The 24,372-nt window shown below is 65.3% G+C and carries 23 protein-coding genes and 3 tRNA genes; 8 read left to right on the forward strand and 18 right to left on the reverse strand.

Annotation, left to right across the window (positions count from 1 at the left end):
- Positions 1-1,596 (reverse strand): methyl-accepting chemotaxis protein (locus tag TSH64_RS17290; protein ID WP_109452762.1); only part of this gene is annotated, 1,596 nt, incomplete at its 3' end.
- A gap of 259 nt (positions 1,597-1,855) precedes the next feature.
- Positions 1,856-2,644 carry an SDR family oxidoreductase gene (locus tag TSH64_RS17295; RefSeq protein ID WP_109446744.1) on the reverse strand — a complete coding sequence of 263 codons (789 nt, stop codon included), beginning with the start codon at positions 2,642-2,644 and terminating at the stop codon, positions 1,856-1,858.
- A gap of 192 nt (positions 2,645-2,836) precedes the next feature.
- On the opposite strand from TSH64_RS17295, the gene TSH64_RS17300 reads away from it, so the two are divergent.
- A complete protein-coding gene (locus TSH64_RS17300; RefSeq protein ID WP_109446746.1) occupies positions 2,837-4,039 on the forward strand; it encodes an RNA methyltransferase in 1,203 nt (400 codons plus the stop codon).
- A gap of 85 nt (positions 4,040-4,124) precedes the next feature.
- On the opposite strand, the gene TSH64_RS17305 is transcribed toward TSH64_RS17300, so the two are convergent.
- From TSH64_RS17305 to TSH64_RS17330, 7 genes are all read right to left on the reverse strand, one after another.
- Complete coding sequence (locus tag TSH64_RS17305) at positions 4,125-4,907, reverse strand: DUF1828 domain-containing protein (RefSeq protein ID WP_109446748.1); 783 nt, start codon at positions 4,905-4,907, stop codon at positions 4,125-4,127.
- Positions 4,908-4,924: 17 nt separating this feature from the next.
- Positions 4,925-5,368 (reverse strand): hypothetical protein, encoded by a 444-nt coding sequence (locus TSH64_RS35355; RefSeq protein WP_146208038.1) that lies wholly within the window; start codon positions 5,366-5,368, stop codon positions 4,925-4,927.
- 137 nt (positions 5,369-5,505) lie between these two features.
- Positions 5,506-5,581: transfer RNA gene (locus TSH64_RS17310), tRNA-Glu, on the reverse strand.
- Between the two features lie 46 nt (positions 5,582-5,627).
- Positions 5,628-5,703, reverse strand: a tRNA-Glu gene (locus TSH64_RS17315).
- A gap of 67 nt (positions 5,704-5,770) precedes the next feature.
- Positions 5,771-5,846 (reverse strand) — tRNA-Glu (locus TSH64_RS17320).
- A 43-nt stretch (positions 5,847-5,889) separates the two neighbouring features.
- The gene (locus TSH64_RS17325) at positions 5,890-6,924 is read right to left on the reverse strand and encodes a low specificity L-threonine aldolase (protein WP_109446750.1); all 1,035 of its coding nucleotides are present in this window, start codon (positions 6,922-6,924) and stop codon (positions 5,890-5,892) included.
- Positions 6,925-6,951: 27 nt separating this feature from the next.
- Positions 6,952-7,269, reverse strand: coding sequence for a hypothetical protein (locus TSH64_RS17330; protein ID WP_109446752.1), 318 nt, complete (start codon positions 7,267-7,269; stop codon positions 6,952-6,954).
- A gap of 64 nt (positions 7,270-7,333) precedes the next feature.
- Between TSH64_RS17330 and TSH64_RS17335 the strand changes: the two genes are divergently transcribed.
- From TSH64_RS17335 to TSH64_RS17345, 3 genes are all read left to right on the forward strand, one after another.
- Positions 7,334-8,395 (forward strand): RluA family pseudouridine synthase, encoded by a 1,062-nt coding sequence (locus TSH64_RS17335; protein ID WP_247872998.1) that lies wholly within the window; start codon positions 7,334-7,336, stop codon positions 8,393-8,395.
- Positions 8,396-8,556: 161 nt separating this feature from the next.
- The gene (gene rpoH / locus TSH64_RS17340) at positions 8,557-9,447 is read left to right on the forward strand and encodes an RNA polymerase sigma factor RpoH (RefSeq protein WP_109446756.1); all 891 of its coding nucleotides are present in this window, start codon (positions 8,557-8,559) and stop codon (positions 9,445-9,447) included.
- Positions 9,448-9,484: 37 nt separating this feature from the next.
- A complete protein-coding gene (locus TSH64_RS17345; RefSeq protein ID WP_109446758.1) occupies positions 9,485-10,006 on the forward strand; it encodes a GNAT family N-acetyltransferase in 522 nt (173 codons plus the stop codon).
- A gap of 27 nt (positions 10,007-10,033) precedes the next feature.
- On the opposite strand, the gene TSH64_RS17350 is transcribed toward TSH64_RS17345, so the two are convergent.
- From TSH64_RS17350 to TSH64_RS17380, 7 genes are all read right to left on the reverse strand, one after another.
- Positions 10,034-10,633 (reverse strand): class I SAM-dependent methyltransferase, encoded by a 600-nt coding sequence (locus tag TSH64_RS17350; protein ID WP_109446760.1) that lies wholly within the window; start codon positions 10,631-10,633, stop codon positions 10,034-10,036.
- A 60-nt stretch (positions 10,634-10,693) separates the two neighbouring features.
- Complete coding sequence (locus tag TSH64_RS17355) at positions 10,694-11,038, reverse strand: gamma-glutamylcyclotransferase family protein (protein ID WP_109446762.1); 345 nt, start codon at positions 11,036-11,038, stop codon at positions 10,694-10,696.
- The gene (locus TSH64_RS17360) at positions 11,031-11,417 is read right to left on the reverse strand and encodes a VOC family protein (protein WP_109446764.1); all 387 of its coding nucleotides are present in this window, start codon (positions 11,415-11,417) and stop codon (positions 11,031-11,033) included. Before TSH64_RS17360 ends, TSH64_RS17355 begins: the two co-directional genes overlap by 8 nt.
- 7 nt (positions 11,418-11,424) lie before the next feature.
- Positions 11,425-12,243, reverse strand: a complete 819-nt coding sequence (locus TSH64_RS17365) for a PhzF family phenazine biosynthesis protein (RefSeq protein ID WP_247872999.1) — start codon at positions 12,241-12,243, stop codon at positions 11,425-11,427.
- 85 nt (positions 12,244-12,328) lie between these two features.
- Positions 12,329-13,342 (reverse strand): threo-3-hydroxy-L-aspartate ammonia-lyase, encoded by a 1,014-nt coding sequence (locus TSH64_RS17370; RefSeq protein ID WP_109446769.1) that lies wholly within the window; start codon positions 13,340-13,342, stop codon positions 12,329-12,331.
- A gap of 40 nt (positions 13,343-13,382) precedes the next feature.
- Positions 13,383-13,817, reverse strand: a complete 435-nt coding sequence (locus TSH64_RS17375) for a GNAT family N-acetyltransferase (RefSeq protein ID WP_109446771.1) — start codon at positions 13,815-13,817, stop codon at positions 13,383-13,385.
- A gap of 4 nt (positions 13,818-13,821) precedes the next feature.
- Positions 13,822-14,073 (reverse strand): DUF1127 domain-containing protein, encoded by a 252-nt coding sequence (locus TSH64_RS17380; RefSeq protein WP_247873000.1) that lies wholly within the window; start codon positions 14,071-14,073, stop codon positions 13,822-13,824.
- Positions 14,074-14,853: 780 nt separating this feature from the next.
- Here TSH64_RS17380 and TSH64_RS35360 point away from each other — a divergent pair.
- Positions 14,854-15,219: a hypothetical protein gene (locus TSH64_RS35360; protein ID WP_146208039.1), complete on the forward strand. Its 366-nt coding sequence runs from the start codon at positions 14,854-14,856 to the stop codon at positions 15,217-15,219.
- A 16-nt stretch (positions 15,220-15,235) separates the two neighbouring features.
- Here TSH64_RS35360 and TSH64_RS17385 read toward each other — a convergent pair whose 3' ends face one another.
- Positions 15,236-15,721, reverse strand: coding sequence for a hypothetical protein (locus tag TSH64_RS17385; protein ID WP_146208040.1), 486 nt, complete (start codon positions 15,719-15,721; stop codon positions 15,236-15,238).
- Positions 15,722-15,798: 77 nt separating this feature from the next.
- Positions 15,799-16,494, reverse strand: coding sequence for a DUF4397 domain-containing protein (locus TSH64_RS17390; RefSeq protein WP_146208041.1), 696 nt, complete (start codon positions 16,492-16,494; stop codon positions 15,799-15,801).
- Between the two features lie 208 nt (positions 16,495-16,702).
- On the opposite strand from TSH64_RS17390, the gene TSH64_RS17395 reads away from it, so the two are divergent.
- Genes TSH64_RS17395 through TSH64_RS17405 form a run of 3 tightly spaced genes read left to right on the forward strand, consistent with a single transcriptional unit; the run spans position 16,703 to position 24,269 of the window.
- Entirely contained in the window at positions 16,703-17,995 is a 1,293-nt protein-coding gene (locus tag TSH64_RS17395; RefSeq protein ID WP_109446779.1) for an HU-CCDC81 and SPOR domain-containing protein, read from the forward strand.
- Positions 17,992-21,558, forward strand: coding sequence for a hypothetical protein (locus TSH64_RS17400; protein WP_158285384.1), 3,567 nt, complete (start codon positions 17,992-17,994; stop codon positions 21,556-21,558). The genes TSH64_RS17395 and TSH64_RS17400 overlap by 4 nt, the downstream gene beginning before the upstream one ends.
- Positions 21,555-24,269 carry an RNaseH domain-containing protein gene (locus tag TSH64_RS17405; RefSeq protein ID WP_109446781.1) on the forward strand — a complete coding sequence of 905 codons (2,715 nt, stop codon included), beginning with the start codon at positions 21,555-21,557 and terminating at the stop codon, positions 24,267-24,269. Before TSH64_RS17400 ends, TSH64_RS17405 begins: the two co-directional genes overlap by 4 nt.
- The last annotated feature ends 103 nt before the right edge of the window (positions 24,270-24,372 follow it).

Consider the following 24,372-nt stretch of genomic DNA (forward strand, 5'->3'; position numbering starts at 1 on the left):
TTGCGCTGCGATGCCGCTGATCAGCTCGACCACCGCGCCGATCTGCTCGGCGGCGGTGACCAGATCGCGCATGGTGCGGTCGGCGCCGGTGGCGTCGGCCACCGCCTGGGTGGCGATGCGGGTGGAGTTCTCCACCTGCTGGCCGATCTCGGAGATCGAGGCCGACAGTTCCTCCGTCGCGGTGGCGACGGTCTGCACATTGGCGGACGCCTGTTCGGAGGCCGAGGCGACGAGCAGCGAGCGCTCGCTCGCCTCATGCGCGGTGGCGGTCAGCTCCGTCGCGGCGTCGCGCATGCCGGTGGCGGCGTTGGCGACGGTGTCGACGATGCCCTTCACCGTCCGCTCGAAGGTGTCGGCCATCTGCATCATCGTCTGGCGGCGCTGGGCGGCGGCCTGCCGCTCGCTCTCCTCCTGCGCCCTGCGCATCCGCTCCATCTCCAGCGCGTTCGTCTTGAAGATCTGGAGCGCGCGGGCCAGCGCACCGATCTCGTCGCGGCGGTCGTCGTCGCTGACGGTCACCGTCAGGTCGCCCTCGGCCAGCCGGCCCATTTCCCGCGTGATGTTGCCGAGCGGCTTGGTGATCGCCCGCGAGATCGCCCAGGCCAGCAGCAGGCCGAGCAGGACGGCGACCACCGTCACGGCGGTGCCGCGCGCTTCCGCCGCCGACACCTCGGCGGCGGCGGTGACCTCCAGCTGCGACAGGAAGCTGGTGGAATGGTCGCGGATCAGGCCGATCTTGTCGTTGATCTGCTTGCCGGCATTGCCCAACGTTTCAGTGTTCAGCGACTTCAGCTGGTCGCTCAGCACGGCGATGCGGTCGATGCCGGCGCCATAGGCCGGCAGCTTGGCCACCGCGTCCGACAGCTTGGCCTTGACCGGGCCGTCGGCGATGCCGTCGCGCAAGCCGTTCGCCTTCGCCGTCAGGTCGCCCAGATCCTTGCGGATACGGGCCAGATCCTCCGGCTTGGTTTCGGCGACGAAGCGGGCGACCAGCACGCGGACCAGCAGGAACTGTTCGCTGACGTCGGCCGCCCGCACCGTGCGGTCCAGGTCGCCGCCGTCCTTCTCCGCCTTGACGGTGTCGCTCAGGGTGCGGCGGATGTCGGCGCCCAGCGTGTTCACCACCGACGCGACGATGGAGTCGCGCTCGGTCCGCGCGGCGACCAGCCGGTCGAATCCGACGGTCAGCGTCTGGTGCAGGCCGGCGATCTCCTGCGCCGCCTGACGGTCGCCCGCATCGGTCATCCGCGCCGTGGCGTCCTCCAGCTTCCGGCGGAACTTGTCCATTTCGCCGCGGAAACGGTTGGCCACATCGCCGGAGCCGCTGGAGACGAACTCCTCCGCCGCCCCCAGCGCATCGGAGATGTTGGTGTCGGCCTCGGCCACCGCCATCGCGACGTGCGATTGCGCCGCATAGCGGCGGAGCGCATCGTCGCTGGACCGCAAGCCGCTCCAGGATACCGCCCCCAGCCCGACCAGAAGCGCCAGCGTGACGCCGAAGCCGGTGTAGATCTTGGTCGCCGTGCGCAGGTTGGCGAAGGGACCGGCCTTGGTCGGCCGGGCTGCGGTCATCTGGTTGGGGCTGGCGGCGTTCATCACTGGGACCCTCGTCTTCTGATCCGGCTGTTTCCGATCCGGCTACGGGCGATCTCCGATCTTTCGGATGGCCGGTTGTCGACGAGGTACCCTACAAGAACAATGCCAAGGCTCCCTTAACGCCGCGATGTTTTTTTATCCTGCGAAATCGCCGTTTCTCCAATGAAAGCCGGTCTCATCCTTCGCAATTTGCCAAAATCATTGAGATTGCTTTGCATTTTGCCAAAGCTCGACCTTCGCAATTGCGAAAATACGCCCATTAGTTATAATACTGACCGCCGTTCACCTCTATCGTCTGGCCGGTGATGTATCCAGCCAGCCGGTTCGACGCGAGAAACAGGTAGGCGCCGACGCAGTCCTCCGCCCTCCCCAGACGTTTCAGCGGAATGCGCGCCGCGGTCTGCGCCAGCTTGTCGGCGGTCGAGTAGCGCTGGTGGAAGTCGGTGTCGATGGTGCCGGGCGACACCGCGTTGACGCGGATGCCGTGCGGTGCCAGTTCCGTCGCCAGCGAGCGGGCGAGGCTGGCCTGGAAGGCCTTGGCGGCGCTGTAGAGCGACGAGCCGGCGCTGCCCCCGGTGCGGCCGGAGATGGAGCCGGTGTTGACGATGGCCCCCCTGGACGCGATCAGCGCCGGCAGGGCGCTGCGGCTGGCGACAACCGCCGAGGCGGCGTTCAGGTCGAACTGCTCCTGCAGGAAGCCGTCGTCGATGTCGGCCAGCGCCACCCGGCCCAGCATGGTTCCGGCATTGTTGACCAGCACGTCCAGCCCGCCCAGCCGGTCGATTGCCTGCTCCACCACAGCACGGGTCTGCCCCTTGTCGGCGAAGTCGCCGGCCAGCCCGATCACGCCGTCTCCCATCCCGGCCGCCACCGCGTCCACCGCCGCAAGGTCGCGGCCATGGATGGCGACGCGGGCGCCGAGCTGGGCGAAGGCCGCCGCCACCGCAGCACCGATGCCGCGGCTGCTGCCGGTGACCAGGACCCGCTTATCCCGGAACTCCTGCGCCAGCAGGTCGGCGGGCCAGGTGTCGATCTCAGTGGCGGTCATGACGCGCGTCCTTCCCCTGCTGCCCGGCCCGGTCCATGTTCGGAATCGCAAGCCGGCTTGATTGTTCGTGTTCCAATCCGATCATAGGGGCCGGCAGTCCGGCGTCAACAGCCGGGCCTTCGCGCCGGCGACATCCGGCTGTTTTGCGAGAATCCTGTCGATGGAAGCCGGCCCTTCGGGCTATGTAGGCGCATGAACACCGACCCGACCAGCCCCGCCCAGCCTTTCGAGATTTTCCTGGTGGCCGCCCCCGGCCTGGAACCCGTGCTGTGCGCGGAGGCCAGCGACCGCGGCTTCACCGACCCCACCATGGTTAAGGGCGGGGTGACGGTCACCGGCGGCTGGCCGGAGGTCTGGCGCGCCAATCTGGAGCTGCGCGGCGCCACCCGCGTTTTGGCGCGCATCGCCAGCTTCCGCGCCCTGCATCTGGCCCAGTTGGACAAGCGCGCCCGCCGCGTGCCGTGGGCCGAGATCCTGCGCGCCGACGTGCCGGTGCGGGTCGAGGCCTCCTGCAAGGCGTCGCGCATCTACCATGCCGGCGCCGCCGCCCAGCGCATCGAGCGCGCCATCGCCGAGGAACTCGGCGCCCCCATCGTCAAGGCGGCGCCCAAGAAGACCGGAAAGTCCGCCGAAAAGAACTCCGGGGACGCTCCGGAAGACGACACCCGAGCCGTCCAGATCAAGGCACGGATCGACGACGACCTCTGCACCATCAGCGTCGACAGCTCCGGCGAGTCGCTGCACAAGCGCGGCCACAAGGAGGCGGTCAACAAGGCGCCGATGCGCGAGACGCTGGCATCCCTGTTCCTGCGCCAGTGCGGCTATGACGGGCGCGAGCCGATGCCTGTGGTGGATCCGATGTGCGGCTCCGGCACCTTCGTCATCGAGGCGGCCGAGATCGCCGCCGGCCTGAAGCCCGGCCGCTCCCGCTCCTTCGCCTTCGAGCAGCTCGCCACGTTCGACCCCGCCCGCTGGCAGGACCTGCGCGGCAATGCCACGGTCACGCCGCCGGCCGTGCGCTTCTACGGCAGCGACCGCGACGCCGGCGCCGTCACGATGAGCCGCGCCAATGCGGAGCGGGCCGGCGTCGGCGCCTGGACCGACTTCGCCCACCACGCCATCAGCGACCTGACCCCGCCGGAGGGTCCGCCCGGCCTCGTCATCGTCAACCCGCCCTACGGCGCCCGCATCGGCGAGGGCAAGTCCCTGATCCCGCTCTACCACGCCATGGGCCAGACGCTGAAAACCCGCTTCGCCGGCTGGCGCGTGGGCATCGTCACCAACGAAGCCGCCCTGGCGAAGGCGACGGAACTGCCGTTCCAGGAAGGCGGGGTGTCGGTGTCGAACGGGGGGATCAGGGTGACGCTGTATCAGACGGGGGTGTTGGGGGAATAGGTCTGTTCTGAACGCCCTCAATACAGGTCAAGGCCGGCGCACGAAAATCCACGATCACTATGGCACAGCCTGCCTGATTGATCGTTCAGGCAGCCAGCAGCAGGTCACGCATTGCTTCCGGTTGAGAAATCGGAACAATCGTGGCGACCTCACGAATGCGTCCGATGTCTTCCTCTCGGTACAGCAGGCGCCGGTCATCGAGCGCAGCAACACGCTGTCCCCGCCAATCTCTCAGATCATAGCAGCGGGCAAATACATTCTCGGCACGCGCCTTGGCAACGCTTGCATGACTGCTTTCCGCAGGAAGGGTAAATATTGCCGTCTCCAGTTCGGAAGACCGAACGAGAAAATCGACAGGGACAACGACATTCCCCCTGCCATTTACCTTCGCATTTTGCTCATAATCCAAAGACGTGTCTTCAATTATGCTTTCGACTTCCTCTTGGAAACTGCCCTGACTCGCAATTCTATGGGTGAAAATCAGGTCGGCCACGCGAATGCACGCCTGCCCCAAGCGGATCATCCCCATCGCCAATTCCTGTGGTGCAACAGTGCAGGAAAGCACTCCCTTCGAATGCTCGATGCCGTGCGTTTCAAGAATATCCAACGTCAAGCGTCTGCGCCGTGCTGAACGCAGGGGCCGAATATCCATCTGATCGAGCCAGAGGAATGTATTGCCGAAGTCAGTCAAGGTCATCGGCATTATCGTCGACAGCAGGCTTGGCCGATCCGCGATGAAAATGTCCACGGATGAGCCATCTGGATAGCGGAATGCCGTTGAAATCCGGACATGACCTTTCGGAAGCATGTCGATTTCCTCGACAAGCGGGCAGGATTTGAAGCAGTCCTTTACTTCGGTCAACTCCATCACAGTCCCGACCCTCCTCACAGTCCAGCCAAGTCGGGTGGCAGGATCAACGAGCCATCATGAACTATGTGAGCCATCCGGCAAAAGGCGTCAAACACCTCTTTGAGAGATCGACCATCAAGGTCGCTGCGATCCACAACCTGATGCTTCAGGTTCTGACGTGGGCAATCCGGGTGATGCAAAGAGTGTTTATGGCTTCTGCCTGCCGGTTTGTGGGGGCGGCTATCGACCTCCAGCCTGCAAATCGGGCCGACGCCTGGAATCTTCACGTTCAACGTTTTGGCCCCCGTCTCGGCGACCAGCTGCACATTCAGCAACGCTTCCACGCCATCGGCATTGGCAATCGGAATATCCCGCGCCTCCCAGGCAACGGAAATCTCACTCCGTTGTTCAAGGCGAATATCCCCGACGATCCGCTTTCCAGGCATGTCCCGAAGACGTTCGAATTCGCTGCGATCCATGGGAAACCCGTTTCGGCAGACCGGTTCGGAAGAGGAGAATGCCGAAAGGGGTACATCAAAAATGATGTCTGGGCGACGGCTTTTCCGCACATCCATGCGCAAGAATCGTCTGTGAGGCTGCTGGAATTTTATGAAAATGGCGTCCCCGACGGGAGTCGAACCCGTGTCGCCGCCGTGAAAGGGCGGTGTCCTAGGCCTCTAGACGACGGGGACGTTGTACCTTCAAGCCCGCGCTCAACGAACTCATCCAGCGCGTGGATGGCGTCCCCAAGGGGATTCGAACCCCTGTTACCGCCGTGAGAGGGCGGTGTCCTAGGCCTCTAGACGATGGGGACGTCTGGTCCCGATGATTGCAACGGCGGTGGAGGCTGCCACCGGCCGCTCGACCCAACCCGGAAAGGTTGGCGTCCCCAAGGGGAGTCGAACCCCTGTTACCGCCGTGAGAGGGCGGTGTCCTAGGCCTCTAGACGATGGGGACGTCATCGGCGTGGGCGGGTTTCTAACGAAGCCCGGCCCCCCGATCAAGCCTTTTCTTGCAGGCTGCGCAAAATACCCAGCAGCCCGTCCACGACAGCCGCCGGCGTATCGAAGGCCGTCACGAAGCGCGCCGTGCCGTCGTCCCAGCGGTAGAAGCCATAGCCGGCCCCTTCCAGCGCCTCGGCATAGGCCGCGGGCAGGCGGACGAACAGCTCGTTGGCCTCCACCGGGTGGGCCAGCTCGACGCCGGGCAGCGCCGTCAGCCCTTCGGCCAGACGGTCGGCCATGGCGTTGGCGTGGGCGGCCAGCCGCAGCCACAGCCCATCCTCCAGCCAGGCGTCGAGCTGCGCCGACAGGAAGCGCATCTTCGACACCAGATGGCCGCCGCGCTTGCGGCCGAAACCGAAATCCTCGGCCATCGCCGGGTTGAAGAACACCACCGCCTCGGCGGCGAGGCAGCCGCCCTTGGTGCCGCCCAGCGTCAGCACGTCGACCCCGGCGCGCCACGTCACGTCGGCCGGCTTGCAGCCCAGCCGGGCGATGGCGTTGGCGAAGCGGGCGCCGTCCATATGCACGGCCATGCCGTTGGCATGGGCGGCCTCGACCAGCGCCTCGACCTCCGCCGGGGTGTAAACGGTGCCGGCCTCGGTCGCCTGGGTCAGGCTGAGGGCGGCGGGCTGGACGCGGTGGACGACGCCGACGCCGGCCTTGGCGATGTGGCGAGACACGATGTCCGGCGTCAGCTTGCCATGCGCGCTGGCCAGCGGCACCAGCTTGGCGCCGCCGGTGAAGAACTCCGGCGCGCCGCATTCGTCGATGGTGATGTGCGCCTCGTCATGGCACAGCACCGCGCCGTAGGGCGGCACCAGCGCCGACAGCGCCAGCGAGTTGGCGGCCGTGCCGGTGGCGACCGGGAAGACGGCGACCTCGGTCTCGAAGATCGCGCACAGCCGCTCGGTCACCCGCGCGGTCCAGGGGTCGTTGCCATAGGGCGACGCGGTGCCGGAGGACGCGGCGGCCAGCGCCGTCATCACCTGTGGGGCGGCACCGGCGACGTTGTCGCTGCGGAAATCATGCATCATCTGTGTCCGGATAGGGGGAAACGGTCACTTGCCGGCGGTCACCGTCGCGGTGACGGCGCCGTTGCGCGGGTCGATCAGATACAGGCGGTCCGGCCCCTGCGGCAGGGTCACCTTGAACAGCACGCGGTTGCCGGCCACCAGCATCTCGCCGATGCGGGCGCCGGCCGGAACGTCCAGCGTCACCTCGGCCGGGCGTTCGGCCGGAACCGGCGCCGGGGCGGTGGCCGTCAGGGAGGCGCGGGTGGGATCCGACATCCGCTTGTACAGCTCCACCCCCAGAAAGGTGAAGCCGGCGAGGATGAGAACGCCCATGATGACGACGAGTACCTTGAGGATCTGCACGGTTTGGGGTCCACTCCCGGACGATTGAAACAGGACGCGATACGCGAAGCCGATGCCAGCCGATATGCCTGACGACCAGATGCCGGACGATCTGCCCGACGATTTCCTCGATGCGGACGACGACGCCGGCTCCCCTGCCGACGCCGCTCCCCAGCTGCTCGCCCACACCATCCCCGACGAGGCGGCGGGCCAGCGGCTGGACAAGGCATTGGCGGCGGGCCTGCCGGACCTGTCGCGGTCGCGCGTGCAGGCCCTGCTGGAACAGGGCTGCGTGCGCAGCGACGGCCGGACGATAACGGACGCGTCCCTGAGGGTCAAACCCGGCCAGACCTTCGAGGTGCAGGTTCCGGGCTCGCAAGCGGCCGAACCGCTGGCGCAGGACATCCCGCTCGACGTGGTCTATGAGGATGCCGACGTGCTGGTGGTCGACAAGCCGGCCGGCCTCGTGGTCCATCCCGCCGCCGGCAACCCCGACGGCACGCTGGTCAACGCCCTGCTGGCCCATTGCGGCGACAGCCTGTCCGGCATCGGCGGGGTGCGGCGGCCCGGCATCGTCCACCGGCTGGACAAGGACACCAGCGGCCTGATGGTGGTCGCCAAGAACGACCGCGCCCACCATGGCCTGTCGGACCAGTTCGCCGACCGCACGCTCAGCCGCACCTATCTGGCGCTGGTCTGGGGCGTGCCCAACCCGACCCACGGCCGGATCGAGGGCAACATCGGCCGCAGCAGCGCCGACCGCAAGAAGATGGCGGTGGTCACCGGCGGCGGGAAGCCGGCCGGCACCAAGTACCGGGTGGTCAAGAGCTTCGGCATGGCCGCCTCGCTGGTCGAATGCGTGCTGGAGACCGGGCGCACCCACCAGATCCGCGTCCACCTGACCCACATCGGCCATCCGCTGGTCGGCGATCCGCTCTATGGCCGCGGGCGGTCGGGGCGGCCGGGCGGCAAATTCGCCTCGCTGCTGCCGGAACCGGTGCGGTCCAGCCTTGTTGGGTTTCCGCGTCAGGCGCTGCACGCCGCGGCCCTGACCTTCCGTCATCCGGTTAGTGGCGAAATTGTGGCATTCCGCTCCTCAATTCCGGCGGATATTCATGAACTAATTGTCACCCTGGAGTCGGCTTAAAACGGTACACCGGGAAATGTTTCTTGGTTAGACTCGGCGTCAATGGCGAGGTTCCTTCGCCCGCTCATTGCGAGGGGCCTATGGAACCCGCGCTGAAGAACGGCGGCGGCCCCTGAAATCCTTCGGATGGGAACGCCGGCTGTCAGGAGAGGGGTTTTACCATGGCGACGGCATCCACCCTTCCGGCGATCGGGTCCGAGAGCAATCTGTCCCGCTATCTCCAGGAGATCCGCAAGTTCCCGATGTTGGAGCCGGAGCGGGAATACATGCTCGCCAAGAGCTGGCAGCAGCATGAGGATTCCGGCGCCGCCCACCAGCTCGTCACCAGCCACCTGCGGCTGGTGGCCAAGATCGCCATGGGCTACCGCGGCTACGGCCTGCCGTTGTCGGAGCTGATCTCCGAGGGCAATGTCGGCATGATGCAGGCGGTGAAGCGCTTCGATCCCGACCGCGGCTTCCGGCTGGCGACCTACGCCATGTGGTGGATTCGCGCGGCGATCCAGGAATACATCCTGCACAGCTGGTCGCTGGTGAAGATGGGCACCACCGCCGCGCAGAAGAAGCTCTTCTTCAACCTGCGCCGGCTGAAGGGCCAGATGCAGGCCATCGAGGAGGGCGACCTGTCGCCCGAGCAGGTCCAGGCCATCGCCACCAAGCTGGACGTGCCGGAACAGGACGTCGTCAACATGAACCGGCGGCTGGCCAGCCCCGACCATTCGCTGAACGCGCCGCTGCGGGCGGAGAGCGAGGGCGAATGGCAGGATTTCCTGGTGGACGAGAGCGCCAGCCAGGAGATCACCATCGCCGACCGCGAGGAGCTGGGCAAGCGCCGCAAGCTGCTGGCGAATGCGATGACCGCGCTGAACGACCGCGAACGCGACATCCTGACCGAGCGCCGCCTGCGCGAGGCGCCGACGACGCTGGAGGACCTGTCGCAGAAATACGGCATCAGCCGCGAGCGCGTCCGCCAGATCGAGGTCCGCGCCTTCGAGAAGCTGCAAAAGGCGATCAAGGCCGCCGCGGTGGAGCAGAAGATGGAGACCGAGGCGTAAGGCGGGCCGGCACCGCAGACGCTTCGAGAGATCGTACATGCAGGATATCCAGGTCACGCTCGCGGTCGTCGAACCACGCGATCTGCCGGCCTTCAAGGCCGACATGGAGGCGTCCTTCGCGGTCGCCGTCATCGAGGCGTTCGGGTGCCTTCCCGACGATTCGATCCCACGCGGCAGCGATCTCGACTTGTCGATGGGCGCGCCGGGCACCGAGCTTCTGCATATCCTGTGCGGGGAGGAGCGGGTCGGCGGCGCCGTCGTCGTGATCGACGAGGCGACGCAGCACAACTCGCTGGACCTCTTCTTCCTGTCCCCGGCGCAGCATGGCCGGGGAGTGGGCTTCAAGGCCTGGACGGCAATCGAGCGGCGCTATCCCCGGACGCAGGTCTGGCAGACCCACACGCCCTATTTCGAGAAGCGCAACATCCACTTCTATGTGAACAAGTGCGGCTTCCGGATCGTCGAGTTCTTCGGCGCCCACCACCCCGACCCGCATTGGCCGGGCCCGTCCGGCCTGCCCGGCGGCGGCGAGATGTTCCGCTTCGAGAAAATCATGTGACGGCGGCGGCGCTTGCCAGGGCCAGCCTCACGTCCGCGCCTCAAGCACGACAAAGCTCCAACGGACGTCCGGTCGCCCCAACATATCGTTCCGCTCTGCAACCTGGACCGCGGCCAGCCCGTGCAGGCCTGCGAGTTCAATCGTTTCATCCGCCGAGACGTCGAACATCCTGCGCCCTTGGGGAACCGGGCCATGACGCAGCGACATGCTGATCCGGCCTTTCGCACCGAGAAGTCCGGCCAGGGATTTCATGGCCGTCCGCCGCTCGTGACCGTCCAGGTGCATCCACACGGCCGTCAGGAGAATCAGGTCGAAGCGATCCTTCCGAAGATGAAGCTGCGAGAGATCGGGAAGATGGTCGGCGACCCAGTCGATGGGTTTTCCACCATGAAGCCGCATTCCCTCCTGTCTCAGCGCGTCGGTCGGTTCCACCGCGACAACCGTGTGGCCGATTGCGGCGAGCGCCGCGGCGTCGCGACCCGACCCCGCCCCGACATCGAGGACCCGCGCGGGTGGGGACGGAAAGAGATGCATCACCCCGTGGTGGACATCGTCGAAGGTGATGCTCTCATACTGTTCGGCCAGTGCCGGCGCGTTGTCGCCGTACCCTTGCGTTCCGTCGATCATCGTTTCTTCTTCAATCCAATCCCGCTGGCCAATCCCGCTGGCCAATCCCGCTGGGGCGTCTCACGCCTTCACATAGACCCAGGCATCGGCCCCCGACCGCAGCCGGACCATGACCCGCCTGTAATCCGCGACCTCGTAGGAATCGGCGGCGGCCAGCTCTTCCGGGGTAAGCTCGAACAGGGTCCCGGCGACCTCGTCGGCCGGATCGCCGCTTTCGCTGACCACGGGATGGAAACGCTTGCCGCTGGTGCGGATCACCTCGGGATCGGTGATCTCCAGCATGTCGCAGCGATAGCCCGGCATGGCGTCCGCCCGCCCGGTGAGCAGCCGGCCGAAGGACGCCAGCTGCACGTTCTCCTGTTGCAGGGTGCCGTAGGAGAACAGCAGGACCGTATCGTCAGCCATCGACGCCCCTCCCCGCTTCCGAACCGACCCGCAGCAGGTTGCCGTCGGGATCGATGTGGGCGAACTCGCGCAGGCCATAGGGCGTGTCGGACACCGCCGTCAGCCGGCCGGCCGCCTTCGCCGCCGTCCAGGCCGCGTGCAGGGCGTCAGCGTCGCTGACATAAAGGTAGCAGGCGACGACCGAGCGTTCCGGATCGAGGTCGGGAACGCGGGTCAGATGCAGCCCCACCCCGCCCCAATCGAGGAACCCATAGACCGGATCCGCGGCGGCCTCGTCATAGGCGGTCACCGTGAAGCCGAGACTCCAATAATGGGCGAGCGCCGTGCGCACGTCCCGCACCGGCAGGATCGGGGCCACACGGTTGAACTGGACAGTCATCGCAACCTCACACCAGGATCGAGCCTTCGAGATACAGCACCGCCTGCCCGCCGATCCTCACCCGGTCGCCGGCCAGTTCGCACAGCAGCTCGCCGCCGCGGGCCGAGACCTGATGGGCCTTCAGCACGGTCTTGCCCAGCCGCTCCGCCCAATAGGGGGTCAGCATGCAGTGGGTGGAGCCGGTGACCGGATCCTCCGGAATGCCCTGGGCCGGGGCGAACAGGCGTGACACGAAATCGACCCCGTCCTCTCCCGAGGCATCGCCGGGGGCAGTGACGCAGACCGCCCAGATGTCCAGCGTCGACAGCAGCGCCATGTCCGGCGCCAGCGCCCGCACCGCGTCGGCCGAGTCGTAGACAACCAAATAGTCACGCCCGCTCAGGATCGCGACCGGCGCCGGTCCGCCCAGCGCCGCCAGCAGATTGGGGTCGGGGGTTTCCGCCGGCTGGGGCGGCCGGTTGGGGAAGTCCAGCGTGTAGCGGTCGCCGTCGCGGGTGACCGTCAGCGTGCCGGCCTGCCGGGTGGCGAAGTCCATGCGCGCGCGGCCCGGCTCCAGGATGGTGGAGATGACGAAGGCGGTCGCCAGCGTGGCATGGCCGCACAGCTCGACCTCCACCGCCGGGGTGAACCAGCGCAGCTCGAACTCTGTGCCGCTGCGGATGAAGAAGGCGGTCTCCGCCAGATTGTTCTCCGCCGCGATGGCCTGGAGCTGCGCGTCGGGCAGCCAGGACTCCAGCGGCACGACCGCCGCCGGGTTGCCGGCGAAGACGCGGTCGGTGAAGGCATCGACCTGATAAATGGGCAGGCGCATGGCTTTCCCGGTCATGGATGGGGATCCCTTACGTCTTGGGGGATTCAGATCCCCTCTCCCCGGGGGGAGAGGGGGCTTATCGCACCGCAAAAAAGGACGGTCAGCCCGCCTGAACCAGCGAGGCGAAGCGGGCGAGGTCGACGTTTCCGCCGGTGACGACGATGCCGACGCGCTTGCCGCGCACGTCGAACTTGCCGGACATCACCGCGGCGGCGGCGAGGCAGCCGGTCGGCTCGACCATCATCTTCATCCGGCTGGCGAAGAAGCGCATGGACTCGACCAGCTCGCCGTCGGTGACGGTCACGATGTCGTCGACCAGCCGCTGGATCACCGGGAAGGTCAGCTGGCCGACCGCGCGGCTCTGGGCGCCGTCGGCGATGGTCTTGGGCGCGTCGATGCGGACGATGGCGCCGCTGCGCAGGCTCTGCTGCGCGTCGTTGCCGGCCTCCGGCTCGACCCCGACGACGCGGCAGCCGGGGTTCAGCGTCTTGGCGGCGATGACGCAGCCGGACAGCAGCCCGCCGCCGCCGGTCGGCACCACCAGCAGGTCGAGCGGCCCGCCCGTCTGCCCCGCCTCCTCGATCAGCTCCTTGGCGACCGTGCCCTGGCCGGCCATCACATGCGGATGGTCGAAGGGCGGGATCAGCACGCCGCCCCGCTCCTCCAGCACGCGGGCGACGGCGGCGTCCGGCGGCTCGGCATAGCGGTCGTACAGCACCACGTCGGCGCCATAGCCGCGCGTCGCCGCCAGCTTGGCCGCCGGGGCGTCCTCAGGCATGACGATGGTGGACTTCACCTTCAGCATCGACGCCGCCAGCGCCAGCGCCTGGGCATGGTTGCCCGACGAATAGGCGACGACGCCCAGCGCGCGCTGCACCGGGGTGAAGCGCGACACCGCATTGTAGGCGCCACGGATCTTGAAGGCGCCGGTGCGCTGGAAATTCTCGCACTTGAACAGCAGTTCGCCGCCGGTCAGCGTGTCGGCGGTGCGGCTGGTCAGCACCGGCGTGCGGTGGGCGACGCCGGCGATCCGCTCCGCCGCCCCCGCCACGTCGGCGTAGGAGATGGCGAGGCCAGTCGTATCGGCCACGGTGCTGGTGATCGTGTCGGGCATGGCGGCGGTGCTCCCCCTCCCCGGTGTCTTGGTCCGGGGCTTATTCCAGATCGGTGAACAGGAAGGCCTGCTCGTGCCGCTTCAGCCCGGCCTGCTCGTAGAAGCTGATGGCCTTGGGCGCGGACAGCAGCAGGCACATGGTGCCCGGCCCCATCGCGTCGCGGGTGCGGCGCATCAGCTCCTTGCCGATGCCGTGCCCCTGCAGGGCACGGTCGACGGCGAGGTCGGACAGGTAGCAGCAATAGACGAAGTCGGTGATCGAGCGGGCGACGCCGACCAGCTTTCCATCCGCCCGCGCGGTGACGATCAGGCCGGCGTTGCGCAGCATCGCCTCCACCCGGGGACGGTCGCCCACGGGCCGGCGTTCCGCCAGCCCGGAGCGTTCCAGAACGTCGATGAACGCGTCGGCGCTCAGCTCCGGTTCGACCGCATAGTCGATTTGAACGGATTGTCCCTGAATGGATCGGTCGGCCATCGTCTCATCCCCGCCAGAACGGCTTCGACACCTCCTGCTCCACCTCGGACCGGCTGACGCCGATGTCCTTCAGCAGATGGTCGTCGAGCCCCATGAGTGCATGACGTTGTTTGCGCCGTTCCATCACGGAAAACAACAGGTCGAGCAACCGCCAGAGGGGACGACGGGCAACAACGGTGACACGGTCGGCGGCCGGGACGGCGCCCGTGGCTGCCGTGTAAAGGCCGGAACTGCGGGTCACATCGGTGTGGCGCATCGGATCCTCCATAATCTGGCGCACAACGCTCGAACAATCGAGACAATCAGGATTATGGAGACGAAATCGGCGGGGTCAAACGGAACATTGTCACCATTACATTTCCGATGTCGGATGTATCTTTTCGGCCACAGGCCGGCATGTGTCCCGCGACATGATTAATGAGACAACGACAGAGATAGTGAGACAACGCGACAGAATTAATGAGACTCCTGGGTTTTGAACGCACTCGCGGCCGTCGGGCGGAACGCAGCACACGGCGCTGGAGCGTTCGGCGCCACAGGGGGTACAATCTGCGGCCTCGAAATGAGTTGTCACGCCGAACAGTCAGCGTCGGCCATGTATCAAGCCCGCGGCGAAACCCCGTGCGCGACCGGCATCCGTTCGATGGCGAACCGCGCACCCATGGGGTTGCGTTCGTTCATCGGAAATATCCTCGCCTAATTCCTTTCGGGTTCAACCTCAGGCATGGCGCCTTGATGAGCTCCAGGCGCGGCATGCCGCCCACCTCGCGCATCCTGGCAACGAATCCGTCAACCGGGCTGGCCACATGCGGGCCCTGCACCCGACATGCGATGGTGCTGCCTGAGATTGTCGCTTCGGTGTGCATGGGAGCACCCTGACAACGATGCGAGTATTTGCGCCGAAAATTTCGTCTGCCCCTCGGCAAGGCACAAGCTCCCAGGAAGGCGTGCCCTCTTTGGTTCAAAGCGCCTGACGCCCCCTGGTTTGGAACAGCCCATTTTGCTAGGCTCAGGAGCTTATCAACGGAGGCTGCCAGTGTTATCCAAAGAAGAAATTGATCTATTGAAACCAGATCAATTGCGTGTCGAGGCCGGAGAAGCAAAAACAGAGTGGCTAGCAATCTTCAACACAGAGAAGAAAAGACACGACATCGACTCAACCCTTGGTGACACAGCAAGCCCGGCTGTTCACAATGCGCGCTATTATTTTGCTATGCTGGCCTTCAGACTTGTGGAGATTGATCCCATTGCGGCAAAGGACTCTCATGTGCGCGAAGCAGCCATTCTCTATATTAGGCTACGCTGGCCTGGAAAGGACATGGCGGAGAACGACCGCCTGCGGGACGTCATGCACCGAGAGGGCTGGGTTGAGCACCGGACTCTGAAAAGGAAGTTGGATTGAAAATGGCGCGATCCGCTCACCAGGGAAAGTTGGACTCCCACCAACCTCCGGTGCGTTCGACATTGCAGAAGATACCACCATGGGGGGACACTGGTTCCCAAGAGTGCTCAATGTGAAGGAATGACAAGCCGATTCGGAAGAAAAGATCGTCCGGAACCCCGCTCAGACCGGCTGCTGCCAAGGCCGCATCAAACGCAGACACAAAAGCATCAACCTTAACCCGCGCGCCCCCACAGGTAACCATCCCTGACAAAGCGGCCGCAGCATCCATGATAGCGATCGCCTCAGGCAGGCGCCAGCCCAGCAACGCGTTTTCGTCTGGGAGTAGATCGGCTGCAAGTGCGCCGTCGATGGCAAACCGAACGGCAGGCAGGAGGCAACCAGGCAGCGCCATCCACTCAAACGGCACACGCATATCGTGCAGGTAGATCGGGATCAACATCGCATTATCTTCGGGCAGGCTCGCGCGGATTTTCTGACAGAACGAATTTGACAAAGTCATGAGAGGGACACCTGCATTGGGACACTCCCTTATCCTGACCCGCCACGGTTCGCAGATGGAAGATCATCGACGCCCAGTCACGCCCGCGGCGAAACCCCCTGCGCGACCGGCATCCGTTCGATGGCGAACCGCGCCCCCATCGGATCGCGTTCGTTCATGCGGACCAGGCTCTCGTAGCAATGCCGGGCCGTCGCCAGGTCACCGGCTTCCTCGCAGGCCTGCCCCAACGCGTAGATCGCCCGCATGTAAGGCCGAGTGCCCGGGAAATCCCACCAGGACATTTTCCTGCCGTATTCCTTCTCGACCGGCGTCCAAAGCCTGCTGCCGACCTTCACGGCGCGCTTCAGCACCTCGAGTCTGCATTCCTTGTCCGAGGTGATGTACTCGGCTTTGGCAACCAGCGCCTCGATGTTGTCCGGGTCGGCCTCGAGCGCCAACTTCACGGACGCCAGACGTTGCGGCCCAGAGGCCTCGCCCATGGTAGCCACGTAATCGTCAGCCGGGCTTTCCACGTAAGGTCCGAGCGCACCATAGGCGATGGTGCTGGCCAGTTTCGACGAAGTCTTCCGCATTGAAGCCTCCCTGTTTGCCGTGAATGTCCTTGCAAACAGGATCAGACCATCACAGGCAAGGAACAAGCCCGCGTAGACCATTCTCTTATCCGGGCACTGCCGCCACCGTTCCTCCTGAGGAACATGACGGCCTTCATGGCAGCACCTTCTCTTGGCCATGCGGATCTGCTCGAAGGCAATATCCAGCAGGCGGTGCAGCACCTCAGACGGCCCCTCCTGGAGCCCCAACCGGTCCATTATCCGCCCGTCACGTGGACAGCCCCACCCTTACCGCTGCGGGAGCCGTTGGGATGCAACCGTTGAAGCAGACACCCGAAGAACAAGCGCAGCCTATCCGATCGAATTTTTCTTGCTGCGATACACATGAGACACTATTTTGCATTTGAGACATAAAGAGCGGATCTGTCCCATGGAAAGCGCGCCGTCATTCCACGACCGCTGCCAGCACTTGTTCAGCGACCGGCTTGGGCATGGCCGCCGGTGGAAAACCGCGGCGGCGCAGGCGCTTGGCATTGGACGCGCAACGCTGTACCGATACTTCGAGGAAGGTGCGGAGGTTGCTGCGGTCGTCCTGGCCCGGCTTGCCGACCTTGAGCGCGGTGACAAGCCGGTCCGGGACGACCGCTCCATGGTCGTGCTGTTGGCCAGCGCGCTGGTAGACGTCCAAAAGCAGATCGACGAGCGCGGCTGGCTCAAGGACGGCTACCCACCGGGCCTTCGGCGCGTCCTCGATCTCGCGGCGGCTCGCAACATCCAAGACGGCGATCTCTGGCCGACGAGCTTGGCGGATATGGCCCGGCTTGCCCAGGAGCCCCTCTACAAGTGGGGCATCGACCTGTCCTGGGACGTTGAGGGGGAGTTCGCTGCGGCCAAGCTGATTGACGGCGGCGAGATCACCACCGAGTGCGTCGCCCTGGCGCAGCCCGGCAAAAACCCTGAAACCGAACTCGAAGAGAACCTCGGCTACAAGCTTCTGCTCGGCCTATGCCGTGACCGGCGCGATGGCCAACAGGTGTACGTTGCATGGCGCCGGGCTGTGGTCGAGAATCCTGTGCTGCCCAGTTGGACGACCACCCTGCTGTCAGACCCGGTTTTGGCAACTGTGGAACGCATCGACGAGGTCGTCGATGCATTCTATCAGCGCGTCCCCGAAGCTATGGCCATCAGCGGCATGCTGCCGATCTGCACGGTGTCCGGTACCATCCTCCGTCAGGACGGCCGCGCCTTCCACACCGAAAGCCGAGATCCGGAGGCGCGCCGCCGAGCACGAGCAGGCAAGCACGCCACCATGCGCTTCCGGCCGGGTATGCTCTATCTGCGCCGCCCCTTCCGGACCTTCTGGTGCCTGCCTGGCAAGGCCGAACTGGTTCTGCACACCAAGCTGACCAAAGCTGGGTGGATGTCGTCGCTGTGGCCGGACCTCGACCGAGTGGATTTGGTCGCGATGTCGCCGGGCGGTCAGACCCGCATCGCCGTTGACGTAAAGGACTACGTCTCTCCGGAGAATCTCGCCTCTCGTTTTGAGGGCTTCAAGGGCTTCGCCGAAACCCACCGCTGCTACGTCGCCATCCCCGACCACATCCCCGAGATCACCCTCAACTTCGAGGCGCGCTTCGAGGCCATCCGCGCCTCGCGCGCCAAGGCGAATGTGCGGCTGCGCACCATCTCGGACCTGCTCGACGAACTGGAGATCGCCCCATGAGGACCGACCGCACGTTCGTCGCCGAATACCGAGACGCGCTGGCGTCCATCGACCCGACCTGTGGCGGTCTGGATCGGGAAGCCATCCGCACCATGGCGGCGACCGAACTGTCCCTGCTGTTCCTGACCGAGTTCCTGTCGGGCGAAGGTGCCTCCGCGGTGCCGTCGCTGATGCTGGGGTATCCGCAGCTGCTCGATGAGCTCCGGACCCAGCGCGCCGTCCAGGCGCTTGCCACGGTACGCCACCTCTGCTCCCGCTTTATCTCGCTCTCGGCATGGCTCGATGCCCGCCTGCGGTACACGACCATTTCCGAAGCGCTGCGATGTTTCGACGTTCTGGACGGCCGCGTCACTCTGCGGGCCACTGCGCCAGGCACCACCCGCGTTGTGCTCGAGGCTTGGCTATCGAAGCCAGTTCCCTGGGTCAGCCGCACGCTCAACGTCGCGGATCCCGGCGAGGCCCAGGTCCTGGTCGGCCGGGGCAGTGCAACCCTGGCCTACGACATCCCGGCGGTTCCCGCTGAACGGCGGGTGGTGCAGCAGCATGACCTGACGCCGCGGCGGACCAACCAGCCGATTCGGGTGCGCATTGCCGACCTGCTCGCTGTCGCCGCCACGGTCGACGAGCGTGAGGCAGCCGCAGACTGGCCGCACGAAAGCATGCCGCCTTTAAACATGGTCGAGCGCATCCGGAAGCTCCGCATCCAGGGGCTACTAGATGGGTTCTACGAGGACGGCGTCATCACCCTGGACGGCACGACCCACTTGGTCGGCATGCTGTCGTCCGGCAAGTCCAGCTTGGTGATGGCGCTGCTGCTCGGCCTGACGCTGGGCAGCACCGGCAAGCGCATCGCTGTTCTAGTGCCCGACACCATCCACGGCGCCAAGCTGTCGGCGCGCCTTCGGCGCCATGGCGTAAAGGCGACCGTGCTGTCCAGTCTGCGTCAGCGCCCGCGGCACTTGAATGGCATCCACTGGCAGCGCAGCCTCGACGCGACTGGGTGGTCCCTGGCGTCGTTAGGTGACCTGTCCGACGGCTTCGGCACGGCCTGTCCACTGGACGGCTTCCAGCGCGAGCCGCAAGTCGTGCGCGGCTCCCAGGCGGAGGCGCGCTTCCCCGATTTCGACGAGAAGCAGTGCCACCGCCTTTACCAGAAGGCGGTGCCGGACGAGGACGCTGAGGACAAGGATCCCGACGACATCGGTGAGAGCAAGGGGCGCTCCTGCCCGCTGTGGGCGTGCTGCCCGGCCCAGGAGCAACAGCGCTCGGCGGTGGACGCCCAAGTGCTGATCATGACGCCGCAGGCCTTCATCCACATGACGCCGGATGTCTGGACGACGTCGGAGCGCATCACCATCCCGGAGCTTCTTCAGTTCACCACAGACTTGGTCATCATAGACGAGGTGGATGGCGTCCAGAAGGTGTTGGACGACATCTTCGCGCCCCGTTCCCCAATCATGGGCGACGAGCAGGACGTGTACGCCCCCTCCATCGGCCAACGGTCATCGGCGGCTCTTCGGGCACGCTCGGGCGCCCAGTTCCGGAAGTCGGTGAACGCGAAGTGGCAGAACAACTTCTTCACCTTCTTCCGTTTGGTCGGCATCATCTATGCCCTACTCCAAAATGAGCAGGAAAGCCTATGGCGGTTCTACCGCAATACGCCATTCACGGCTGCCAGCATCCTGTACGAGCTCTGGCGTCGCCACCTATCGGTATCCGGCGTCTCGACTGCGGAGATGCGGCTCGACTATGCGGAGAACGAGCAACAGTTTCTTGAGGTCCTCAAAGTCGCTACGGCGATCTCCCGCTTCTCTCATGCCTCGTCGGTGTCGACAGATGAGGCCGACGAAGCTGCGGTGAGGGACCTGGCAACATTCCGCGACGAACGGTTCCGCGTCGCCACCGAGACGCTCCAGGCGATTGCGCGCGACGTGCTGGTCGCTGATTATTACGATGAGATCGACCAGCGGATTGAGGCGCTGCTAGACGGCGCGCTGGCGGTCTTTTCCGCCGTCAGTAAGACCGGCCCAGCGCGGGACCGCCTTGATCGCCGCGCCAACGCCTTGGCGATCCTGCTGGCGGTTGTTACCGAACTGGCGCTTTCGCACTACAACTGGCTCATCAAGACCCAGCCCGCCGTAGCGAGCGACTTGGACATCGACGATACACAACTGCTGAGCCAAGCGAACAGCTTGATCAAGCACTACAGGACCCTGTTGCCCAGCAATCCAGCGGGTGCCGTCTTCGGCCTGTTTTACAACGAGCCCGACGACGACAGACAGGGTACACTTGGCGGCAAACTGACGCTGATCAACCACCTCGGCGTTGGCCGCCACCTGATCGCCCACCTGCATAACCTACTAGGCGACGAAGGCCAGGCTGGCCCGCATGTCTTGCTCCTGTCTGGCACCAGTTGGGCGGGCGGCGGAGTGCACTCCTTCGATCCAAAGACCAAGAAGCCGATCAGCGTGGCATCGCCGTCCTTTGATGTCCAGGTACCGGTGCGCGGCGTCCTCCTTCAGCCGGACGCCGAACTCGATGCGATCAGTCAGTCCGTCTTCTCGCTGGTCAACGTCCGGGACGGCGATGGCCGCCAGATCCGAGTGTCGGGTGTCGAGCAGCAGCGGCGGAGAGAAAACCTCTCCTTCATCAGCGAGCGTCTGGTGTCGCGCCGCGATGGCATCAACATGCTTGAGAATCACTGGTGCGTAATGACCGGGCGCTGGGGGGAGGAGGCGATCGCCGACCGCCGTCGAGCCATGCTGGTGGTGAACTCTTACGCCGACGCCGCAGTGGTTGCTGACACCGTCATGCAGACCCTTGAGGCGAACGGCTACGCCGATTGGCGCGTCTACTGTTTGGTGCGCGACCGGGCGGACGACGCAGGGCAGGCTGACGACGCCAAACTTCGCCTTGCCCGACCAATGCCGCGCTCAATGGTGGAGCGCTTCGGCCTGGAGCCGGAGAAGTCGATCTTGGTGGCGCCTATGCAAATTGTTGCCCGCGGGCACAACATCCTGAACGGTCGGGATAAGGCGGCAATCGCATCCATCTACTTCCTGCACCGTCCGCACCCGCGGCCGGACGACCTGGGTCCAGTAATCGCACGTCTAAATCGGTACGCACTTGAACGCTATGACAAGGGCGTCGCACCGCTGCCGGGGGAGAGCCTGCCACGGCGCTCGAACCGCATGCGCCAAGCCGCAGCGTCAGTGGCTCAGATGGCGCTGGAGCGCACCCGATACGGCTACAGCAACATGTCGGCCGAGTATAAGGCCCAGTTTGCCTGGGACATGCTGACGCCGCTTTGGCAGACCGTCGGCCGCGGTATCCGCGGTGGGTGTCCGGTCTTTATCGGCTTCGTCGATTATAAGTTCGCGCCCCAGTCCTTCGACGGAAATCCTGATGGCGATACGGCCGACACCAGCGCGCTGGTCCAATGCATCAAGCAGTTGGATCTGGCTATGGACCCCACCAGCAATCCGACCGGGCACGATGTGGCGCGACGGCTTTACGAGCCGTTCCACGACGCCCTGAGCAAGACCGAGGGCCTTCAGTCATGACCGACGTGTCCAATCTCCACATCTCGGCCTGGGTGGCGGACCACCTCCCCGAGACGCTCCTCCTGACCCGCTTCCGCATGTCCGCGGAGGCGCACGGCACCCTAGTGCAGTGGTGTCGCGAGAAGACGAACCGGCAGGAGCTTCCGGCAAGCGCTATCCTCAGCGGCCTGTCCGAAATCCTCGGCTTCTTCGTGCCCGAGACGGCATATATGAAGCTGGAAAACGACGGCAACGGAGAAGGAAGCACCCGGCTCAGCCTCTACTACCTGCGTGATCGCACGGCCGAGGCCGATCTGCGCGCCCGCATCCGCACCGGTATCAATGTCTGGCTCGGCATCCTGTATCCGGCCAAAGACCCCGATGTGCGCGGTGCGATCGCCGGGAGCGCGTTGGACGACGCGAACTGGCGGCTGATCGAAGTGCCCACCGGCTTGGCCCAGCACCGCGGCGCCTGCGCGATCCCGACCGATCCGATGCTGTTCGATGCGCTGACCGTACACGCGGTGGACCGCCTTGCGGGGGCAGCCCTGCGGTACCGCTCCGGCATTACCCGGACACTGGTGCCGCACACGCCGCTGTCGTCCCCTTTCAACGGCATTGAACTCGTCGCCTTCCCTCCGCGCGTCGACCGGGGCAGCGGTGCGGGCATCTGGAGCGAGGTGATCACCGTCTCCGCCGCCACCTTTCCCGAGCGATCAGACATTCACCTCCTCGCCAAGCCGTCCATCCGCAACTGGGGTCCAGTGAGGGGCTACGACGCCGACACTGCCCCAACCAGGTCACTCGACATCTTCATGCCGTCCGAGGGCGACGACGGCGACCACATGGCTTACAAGCACATGTCGTTCGCGTTTCGGGCGAAGCAGTTCGGACAGAAAAATGAACGGCGCATCGAGGCGGTTTGGGACTGCGACCGCGAGCAGCGCGCCTTTGACCTTCTGCGCCGCCTGGTAGGCAGCGAGCGCTTGACCGGTGCTGACCTGCTGAACCCGGTGCGGGGCGAGGAAGGTATGTGGGTCTTGCCGCGCTTGGCACCCGGGAGCGGCGACCGTTACTTGGCGGGCGGCAGCGGCTTTGCGTGGCCCGATCGCGAAGACGTGGCCGTTTCGTTAGACGCCCCTCTGGCGGTGGCTGGCTTTACCCGTGCCCCTGCCATGGCGCGCTTGAAGGGGCAGTTGCCGGTGACCAACCTGTTCAAGAAATCCGATGTCACCCTTCCGGCAAGGTTGAAGGACGCCCCAGACGAAGAGAAGAAGGCCTGGAAGGACGCTGAGTTCGCACGCAAGGAGGTGCTGCGGCACGCAGAGGTCCGGAAGGCCTTGCTTCGCACGCTGGAAGCGGTCGGCAACCGGAACGGGGAACTCGATCTCCTGATCTTCGCTCAGCAGGACAGCACAGTAACGTTGGTACGCGAAAACATCGCTAAGCTGCTCGGTCAACCGGATGCGGCTGATGGCATTATCATGCGCTGGGAGGACGGACTCACTCTGCACATCGCTTCTGCCCCGCCGGGGCCGCTGGCCGAACAACTGCCGTATATCGAACTGACGGACGCTGAAAAGGCTCGGCTGAACCAGAAGCAGCAGTCAGAGGTGTGGAAGGCCAAACAAAAGGAGGCACACGAGGATGCAGCCCGCCAGATGGCAGCGCGCATCCGCGGAGTGCGAAACGGGCGTACCGGGATGGCCTGCGCTATTCTGGAGATGCACGAGAGCCTGAAGACTTGGGCGCGCCGCGACCCGTTCGCCATGGCGCGCCGCGAGCTCGCCAAGCAGGGGTGCCTGCCTCAGGTGGTGCTGATCGGAGAAAAGATCCCCGAAGACAAGTATCTCGCCTCACTCAAGGACTGGTTCCGCATGCTTGGCGTGCTACCAGTCTTCGATGATCGGCTGCCCTTGGCACCGGCGGCGATGACGGTCATCCAGCGAAACGAGGACGTGGTCGGCGGTGGCACCCAGAAGGCGCACGCCTTCCCGCTGGCCGCCCGGGTCCGCGGCGGCATCCTGGAGTGCGCCATCCCCGAGGAGAACGGCGACCCCTCCTGGATCCCGTACGCCAAAGCGGCTCTGCGCATCATGTCCGGCGACTACGGCAGGTTCGCCCGAAATCGCCAGGAAGAGAACCAAGCCAAGTTCGCCACCTTCTTCTCGGCAGCACTGGAGCAGATCGACCGCCGCGGCGGGGCGCTGGTGCTGACCGAGATGGACCAGATTGCCCACCGGCTGCCCGCATTGCTAAACGGCAAGCTCCTCTTCGACGAACTTCAGATCGGCAGCCGTAACTATCGGCCGGGAGACCTGCCGAACACCCGTGTGGTCCGGATCATCACCGAACCCAAGAAGCTGCCGTCCTACTACCACGGCGTCGACAACAAATGGCCGTCCGGCCTCTTCGTCTGGGAAGGCGCCGAGCGCACCGCCTACGGTCTGAAGCCGAAGCCTCCTACAGTGTCGAAGCCGTCGAGCTTCGCGTCGATGGTCTCGCGGCATCTCGAGCCGGGCAGTAACGAGGCCGTAGACGACGTACCGCGGGTATCCTCCCAACTTGACGAGATGTGCGTCGCCTTCATGCAGCCGACCGACGAAGCGGATGAGATGCTGCGCCTTACGCACAAGCTGCGCAATGCCCATGCCCAGTACGACTACAGCACCCGCAAGCCGTTCCCGCTTCATGAGCTTCGGCTACTCGGCGGCGCCATCACCTTCTCCTGACACGGATCCGGTGTAGTGCCCAAGCCGGGCTGCTGGACGACCGACGTCGACGGCCCATGTTGGGGGAACTATCCCCCAAAGCCACGTATCGAATAAGCGGAAA

The sequence above is a fragment of the Azospirillum sp. TSH64 genome, from assembly GCF_003116035.1.
Lineage (GTDB): Bacteria > Pseudomonadota > Alphaproteobacteria > Azospirillales > Azospirillaceae > Azospirillum.